5 protein-coding genes and 2 pseudogenes are annotated in these 7,550 nt (G+C 71.2%); 6 read left to right on the forward strand and 1 reads right to left on the reverse strand.

Annotation, left to right across the window (positions count from 1 at the left end; all coding sequences use genetic code 11):
* The 3 genes and pseudogenes from ACWDX9_RS56460 to ACWDX9_RS56470 form a co-directional block, all read left to right on the forward strand.
* Nucleotides 1-1,091 (forward strand): annotated as a pseudogene (locus tag ACWDX9_RS56460) (hypothetical protein); the annotation flags it as partial.
* A gap of 67 nt (nt 1,092-1,158) precedes the next feature.
* Nucleotides 1,159-2,370 (forward strand): FAD-dependent monooxygenase, encoded by a 1,212-nt coding sequence (locus ACWDX9_RS56465; RefSeq protein ID WP_449971189.1) that lies wholly within the window; start codon nt 1,159-1,161, stop codon nt 2,368-2,370.
* A gap of 34 nt (nt 2,371-2,404) precedes the next feature.
* Nucleotides 2,405-3,121 (forward strand): TetR/AcrR family transcriptional regulator, encoded by a 717-nt coding sequence (locus ACWDX9_RS56470; RefSeq protein WP_449971192.1) that lies wholly within the window; start codon nt 2,405-2,407, stop codon nt 3,119-3,121.
* Between the two features lie 23 nt (nt 3,122-3,144).
* Here the strand turns inward: ACWDX9_RS56470 and ACWDX9_RS56475 are convergent, their stop codons facing one another.
* Nucleotides 3,145-4,431: an ABC transporter ATP-binding protein gene (locus ACWDX9_RS56475; RefSeq protein ID WP_449971195.1), complete on the reverse strand. Its 1,287-nt coding sequence runs from the start codon at nt 4,429-4,431 to the stop codon at nt 3,145-3,147.
* 229 nt (nt 4,432-4,660) lie between these two features.
* Between ACWDX9_RS56475 and ACWDX9_RS56480 the strand changes: the two genes are divergently transcribed.
* From ACWDX9_RS56480 to ACWDX9_RS56490, 3 genes and pseudogenes are all read left to right on the forward strand, one after another.
* On the forward strand, nt 4,661-6,121 hold the full coding sequence (locus ACWDX9_RS56480; RefSeq protein ID WP_449971198.1) for a glycoside hydrolase family 13 protein: 1,461 nt from the start codon (nt 4,661-4,663) through the stop codon (nt 6,119-6,121).
* Between the two features lie 5 nt (nt 6,122-6,126).
* Nucleotides 6,127-7,152, forward strand: a complete 1,026-nt coding sequence (locus tag ACWDX9_RS56485; RefSeq protein WP_449971201.1) for a LacI family DNA-binding transcriptional regulator — start codon at nt 6,127-6,129, stop codon at nt 7,150-7,152.
* Between the two features lie 115 nt (nt 7,153-7,267).
* Nucleotides 7,268-7,550 (forward strand): annotated as a pseudogene (locus ACWDX9_RS56490) (carbohydrate kinase family protein); the annotation flags it as partial.

Raw genomic sequence — 7,550 nt, forward strand, 5'->3', positions numbered from 1 at the left:
CCGTGCTGCGCCGGCGCGGGGCCGCGATGCCCGGTGAGCCGCTCGCCGCGGCCGGATGGGTGCTTTGGGGCACCTGGCTGGTGGTCTGCGGCGTGGTGTTCGCCACGCAGCAGGGGATCTTCCACCCGTACTACACGACGCAGCTGGCCCCCGCCATCGCCGCACTCACCGCGGGCTTCGTCACGACGCTGGCCCGCGCCCACCGGGCGGGGGCCCGCTGGGCGCTCCCGCTGGGGGCCGGGGCCGTCGCGGTGACCGCGGCCTGGGCCTGCGCCGTGATCGGGCGGGCCCCGTCCTGGAACGGCTGGCTGGTGTGGCCTGTGGGCGCGGCCGGGCTGGCGGCGGCCGTCCTGCTCCTGCTGTCCGCCGGCCGGAGACGGCTGCTGCCCGCCGCCCTCGGCGTCGCGGTCCTGGCGGTGCTGGCGGCGCCCGCGGCCTGGGCGATCAGCGTTCCCGGCACCACGTCGGCACTGGGCGGCGCCAACCCCACCGCGGGGCCGCCGACCATGCCCTTCGGCGGCGGCGGAGCCGGCCCGGCTCCGGGCGGGCGCGAGCTCCCGGAAGGGATGCGGCTCCCAGCAGGCATGGAACTCCCGGAAGGCATGGAACTCCCGCCCGGCATGGAACTCCCCGAAGGCTTCCCCGGCGGGAGCCCGGGCGACATGCCATCCGGACTCGCGGGCGGCCTCCCGGGAGGCTTTCCCGGCGGCGGCGCCGAGCTCACCTCCGACCAGCGCAAGATCCTCGACCATGCCGTCAAGAACTCCGGCTCCGCCCGGATCAAGCTCGCCGTCGAGGGTGGCGCCACGTTGGCCTCCACGTTCATCCTCGGCAGCGACGCCACCGTGATCGGCATGGGCGGCTTCATCGGCATCGACGACGCCCCGACCGTCCGGCAGCTGAAGGACTGGACGGGTTCCGGGCAGCTGCGCTTCGTTCTGGGATCCGGCTTCGGCGCCATGATGGGCGGGTCGAGCACGAGCCGCTCGCAATGGATCAAGGCGAACTGCGCCGAAGTCCCCGCCGCCGCCTATGGAGGAAGTCCCACGACCGGCGGCCTCACCCTCTACGACTGCGCCCCGAAAAACTGACCAATAGAACCAATCTGGTCAGTTTGTCGAATAGGGTCGTGGTGACACGACAGAAAGGGAGTCGGCAATGAAGGACGCAGTCGGGCGCGGCCGTGCGCTGGTGGTGGGGCTCGGGATCGCGGGCATCGCCACCGCGCTGCGCCTGCGGCAGGTCGGCTGGGAGCCGGTGCTGGTGGAGCGGGCCCCGGCACGCCGCTCGGGCGGGTACTTCATCCTGCTGTTCGGCACCGGTCTCGCCTCCGCTCAGCGGCTGGGCGCGCTGGAGGCGATCGGCGACCGCACCCCGCGGCTTCCCCCCTACGAGGTGAACCGGGCCGGTCGCCACACCGCCGGCATGAGCCTGGCCAACCTGCCCGGCAAGCCACGGGTGGTGCTGCGCGGCGACATCGAGCGGGCGCTGTTCTCCGCGCTGCCGGCCGACGTGGAGATCCGCTATTCCACCGTGCCCACCCACATCACCCAGGACGACTCCGCGGCGGAGGTCACCCTGCGCGACACCGCCTCCGGCGCCACCGTCACCGAGCGCTTCGACCTGGTGGTGGGCGCCGACGGGATGCGCTCGACCGTACGCAGGCTGGCCTTCGGCCCCGAGGAGCACCTGCACCCGCTGAACTACATGATCGGCGCCACCGTGCTGGACCGGCCGATCGAGGGCCTCGGCCAGGGGCAGGGCCTGACCCTGGCCGAGCCGGGACGCTCAGCGTGGATCTTCCCCTTCTCCGACCACCCGCCGGGCCTGCTGTTCTCCTACCGCACCGACGACGTCGACGCCGAGTTCGCCCGCCCGCCGATCGAGTCCATCCGCGCCGCGTTCGGGCCGCGGCCCGCCGGGCCGCTCCTGGAGAAGTTGTTCACGGCGTTCGAGCAGGCTCCGGAGTCCCTGTTCGACTCGGTGAACCAGGTCAAGATGCCGCGCTGGCACCACGGCCGGGTGGTCCTGGTCGGCGACGCCGCCTGGTGCGTGACCTTGTACGCGGGCATGGGCGCCTCCAGCGGCATCGCGGGAGGCGAGCTGCTGGGCACCATGGTGCAGCGCCACCCCGGCGACCTGCCCGGCGCGCTGCGCGCCTGGGAGGCCCGGATGCGGCCCTTCATCCAGACCGAGCAGGACAGCGCGCTGATCATGCGCCGGCTCTTCACGCCGCACGACCGCAAGGAACTGGTCATGCGCGGCGCGATGCTGCGCCTCATGCGCACACCGGTCATCGGGCCGGCCATGGGCAAGATAATGAACGGCCCGGACATGAAGAACAAGACCTTCGACGTCGCCGCCGTGTGACCCGACCCCAGCCCGAAAGCAGAGGACAGCCCACGTGAGCCAGCTGATCGAGCGCCACTCGCGCAAAGCCGCCCGCATCCTGGACAGCGCGCGCGAGCTGGTGCTCGATCACGGCGTGCACAAGGTCACGGTCAGCGAGATCGCCCGCGCGGCGGGGGTCGGCAAGGGCACCGTCTACCTGTACTGGCCCGCCAAAGAGGACCTCATCCTCGGGCTGTTCGCCCGCGAACTGCTGGCCTTCCTGGACGAGATCACCACCCGCGTCAGCGCCGACCCCGCCACCGTGCTGCCGCACCGCCTGGCCCCGCTGCTGGTCCGCACCGGGCTGAAGTTCCCGCTGGCCCGCCGGGTGCAGAGCGGCGACGCCGACCTGCTGCGGCTGCTCACCCAGCAGGCCGGCGACCGCGAGCTGTTCGCCCGCACCACACCCGGCGCCCTGTGCGAGGCGGGCATGCCGATCCATCACCGCCACGGGCTGATCCGCCACGACCGTCCGCTGCCCGAGCTGACTTACGCGGTGCACGCCGTGCTCACGGGGTTCGGCGCCGCGCTGTCCGACCCGGCCACCGTCGCCCTCGGCGTCGATCCCGACCAGGTCCTCGCCGACACCGTGGCCCGGCTGCTCGAACCCGCCGTCGCCCCCGGCGACTCGGCCGTCGCCGCGGCCGCCGACGAGGTTCTCGCCTTCCTGCGCCAGATCCAGACAGAGATGCTGGAGCTCATCGAACGGAGCCAGACCCTCCAGCAGTGAACCGCGGCGCGGGACGGCGCCGGCTATCGGCGCGGGGGATCGATGCGGGCGCCGTCGAGGGTGAAGATCATGATGCGGGAGAGGTCGATCGCGACCTTGGCGGCGTCGCCCGTGCGCCAGACGGGGCGGTTGCCCAGGCGGACGATCAGGTCGGAGCGGCGGTGGATGCCGCTGTTCGGGTGCTGGCCGACCTGCTCCTGTTCCTGGTGCTCCTCCTCCCGCTGGGAGGAGAAGATCCGCCGTACCAGTCCCGACAGCTTCCCCGAGCCGTTCTTGTTCCCGTTGCTCCGCTGGCGCGGGTCCGGCGGCTCCGGCACCGGTACGGCCGGCACCCCGCACGCCAGGTATGCCAGCCACTCGTGCCCGTGGTACTCCAGCGCCCGCACCCGCCCGAAGAACGACGGCCCCTCGTACGACTCCTGCACCGGGGCCAGCCCGTCCGGGCGCATGCCCACCAGCACCTGCCCGCCGGTGTGCTGCGAGATCGCGTACGCCCTCGGATCGCTCCACTGCATCGTGAGCTGGTGCGGGCCGAAATCGAGCATGACGTACTGGTTCTGCGGCGTCCTGACAGTGGCCGCCAACAGGTTCAACTGCTGGGAGTTGAGGAACGCCGCCACGAACGCGGTGGCTGGATCGTTGTAAATCTGGGCGGGCGTGCCGACGTCCTGGAGCACCCCTCGGTTCAGGATGGCGATCCGGTCGGCGAGCGTCAGCGCCTCCACCTGGTCGTGCGTCACGTAGATCGTGGTGACGCCGAGCGACCTGACCAGCGCCGAGATCTCCATGCGCAGCTCGGTACGCATGCCCGCGTCCAGGTTCGACAGCGGCTCGTCCATGAGGAACAGCTTCGGCTGCCGGACGATGGCCCGCCCCATGGCCACGCGCTGCCGCTGGCCGCCGGAGAGCGTGCCGGGGCGGCGGTCCAGCGTCTCGTCGATGTGTAAGGCCTTCGACAGCTCGGTCACCCGCTCGCGCACCATCGCCGGGTCCGACTTGGCGATCTCCAGGGGAAAGGCGATGTTCCCGCGCACCGTCCGGTGCGGATACAGCGCGCCGTTCTGGAACACCATGGCGACGTCACGATCGCGCGGGGCCAGATGGTTGGCGATTTCGCCGTCCAGCCACAGGTCACCCTCGGTGATCTCCTCCAGTCCCGCGATCATGCGGAGCAGCGTGGACTTGCCGCAGCCGGAGGGTCCGAGGAGGACGAGGAACTCGCCGTCCTCAGCCCGCAGGCTCAACCGGTCGACTGCTAGGTAGTCGCCCGGATACACCTTGGTCACTTTGTCGAGAACGACCGAGCTCATGGGCCCACACCTTGCGCACGTGTCACCTGTGACGGGGCTGATTGAAGAGGTAGTACATCGCGCCTTAACGCTAGATGTCCACCCTTGACATAAAGAATCTCCTGCGCAGGCGTTTCGGTCGAGGGCTTTGTGGGTTCTTACGCCGAAATTTCCGGATTGGAGGGGTATGTAAGGGCTTGCGTAAACTTGCGGCAAGGGATTTCATAGTCGAGACCGTCAGGGGGAGACTATGACCGCATGGTGGCGAGACGCCGCGATTTACCAGGTGTACGTGCGCAGCTTCGCCGACGGAGACGGCGACGGCGTGGGTGACCTGATCGGCGTTCGCGATCGCCTGCCGTACCTGGCCGGGCTCGGCGTCGACGCCATCTGGCTGACGCCCTTCTACACCTCCCCCATGGCCGACTTCGGGTACGACGTCGCGGACTACCGGGACGTCGACCCGCTGTTCGGATCGCTCGCGGACGCCAAGGCGCTCATCGACGAGGCACACGCCCTCGACCTGCGGGTGATCATGGACATCGTCCCCAACCACACCTCCTCGGCCCACCCCTGGTTCCAGGAGGCGTTGCGCGGCGAGCACCGCGATCGTTACATCTTCCGCGACCGGCCGAACGACTGGGAGTCGATCTTCGGCGGCCCGGCGTGGACGCGGGTCGAGGACGGGCAGTGGTACCTGCACCTGTTCGACCCCGCGCAGCCGGACCTCAACTGGGACAACGACGAGGTGCGCGGCGAGTTCGAGTCGATCCTGCGGTTCTGGCTCGACCTGGGCGTGGACGGCTTCCGCGTGGACGTGGCGCACGGCATGGTCAAGCCGCGCGACCTGCCCGACATCGGCCACCCGAACCAGACCACGCTGATCGGCAAGGAGCCGGTGCCGTACTTCGACGACGACGGCGTGCACGACATCCACCGCGCGTGGCGGCGCGTGCTCGACTCCTATCCCGGCCAGCGCATCGGCGTGGCCGAGGCGTGGGCGCCGACGGCCGAGCGGCTGGCGATGTACGTCCGCCCGGACGAGCTGCACCAGGCGTTCAACTTCCACTACCTGTTCACCCCGTGGGACGCCGCCGAGCTCAGGGCGGTGATCGACTCCTCGCTCGCCACGGCCGGCTCCGTGGGCGCCCCGACCACCTGGGTGCTGTCGAACCACGACGTCAAGCGGCACGTCACCCGCTACGGCGGCCTGGCCAGGGCCCGCGCGGCCGCGCTACTGACGCTCGCGCTGCCCGGCTCGGTCTACGTCTACCAGGGCGAGGAGCTGGGCCTGCCCGAGGTGCTCGACCTGCCGGAGGAGGTGTGCCAGGACCCGCAGCGGCTGCGCGACCCCGACAGCGGCCGGGACGGCTGCCGCGTCCCGCTGCCGTGGACGCGCGAGTCCGGCTGGCAGGACCCGTGGCTGCCGATCCCGTCCGAGTGGGCCGAGCTGAGCGTGGAGGCGCAGGAAGGGACGCCCGGCTCGACGCTGGAGCTGTACCGGGAGGCGCTGGGGCTGCGGCGCGCGCTGAGCGGGGACCTCGTCTGGCACGAGTCGCCCGAGGGCACGCTCGTGTTCTCCAGGGGGCCGTACGTCTGTGCCGTCAACCTCACCGCGACGCCGGTGGACTTCGGGATCGACGGGGAGCTCCTGATCGCGTCGGATGTCCCTGGAGCAGGGGATTCGGCGGCCTGGTGGAAAGTAAAGTGAGTGGCATGAACGGTCACGCTCGCCTAGCCGACATCGCCGCCCAGGCCGGGGTGAGTGAGGCCACGGTCAGCAGGGTGCTCAACGGCAAACCCGGCGTCTCGGCCGCCACCCGCCAGGCGGTGATGACCGCGCTCGACCTCATGGGCTACGAGCGCCCGCCGCGGCTGCGCCAGCGCAGCAACGGGCTGGTCGGCCTGGTGACGCCGGAGCTGGACAACCCGATCTTCCCCGCGTTCGCGCAGGCCATCGAGAAGGCGCTGACCCAGCACGGCTACACGCCGGTCCTGTGCACCCAGCTGCCCGGCGGCGCGCCGGAGGACGAGTTCACCGAGCTGCTGGTCGATCGCGGGGTGAGCGGCATCGTGTTCATCTCCGGGCTGCACGCCGACAGCACCGCCCGCATGGACCGCTACACCCGCCTGACCGACCGCGGCCTGCCGATCGTGCTGGTCGACGGCTACAGCGAGCACATCGACGCGCCCTTCATCTCGCCCGACGACCGCATGGCCGCCCGGCTGTCCGTGCAGCACCTGGTCGACCTCGGCCACGAGCGGATCGGGATCGCGCTGGGGCCGCGCAGGTTCGTGCCGGTGATCAGGAAGATCGAGGGCTACAAGCAGGCCATGGCGCAGCTGCTCGGCGCGACCGACGTCGACGAGCTGATCGCCCACTCGCTGTTCTCCGTCGAGGGCGGGCAGGCGGCCGCCGCGCAGCTGCTGTCCCGCGGCTGCACCGGCATCGTGTGCGCGAGCGACCTGATGGCGCTGGGCGCGATCCGCGCCTGCCGGGAGAAGGGGCTGTCGGTGCCGGGAGAGGTGTCCGTGGTGGGCTTCGACGACTCGCCGCTGATCGCGTTCACCGACCCGCCGCTGACCACCGTACGCAAGCCGATCGGCGCGATGGCGTCGGCGGCCGTGCAGACGCTGCTCGAAGAGGTGAACGGCGCCCCCGCCAAGCACGTCGAGCTGATCTTCCAGCCGGAGCTCGTCGTCCGCGGCTCCACCGGCTCCGGCCCGCTGGTCAACCGGTGACCCGCGAGGGAGCGCCGTTGCCTGGACTGAGGAGCGGCGGGAGCGCAGCGACCAGAGCGACGAGGGAAGGCGACGGCTCCCAGGCGACCGAGCCCGCCTCCACGGAGTGGAGGCCATGAATACCGACATTCTGGTTCTCGGCGGTGCCGGGGTCGACTCGACGGTGTACGTGCCGGAGCTGCCGCTGCCGTACCGGGACACCTACCACGTGCCCCCGGTCGTCGACCGGATCGGCAACACCGGCGCGGGCGTGGCGCTGGGGTGCCACGCGCTCGGGCTCGCCGTCGCCTTCGCCGACCTGATCGGCGACGACCCGCAGGGCGCCCTGGTCCGTCAGGCGCTGCGCGAGGTCGACTGCTCCTTCGGGCCCGCCGCGGCGGGCACCCGGCGCAGCGTCC

Source organism: Nonomuraea sp. NPDC003201, assembly GCF_053590415.1.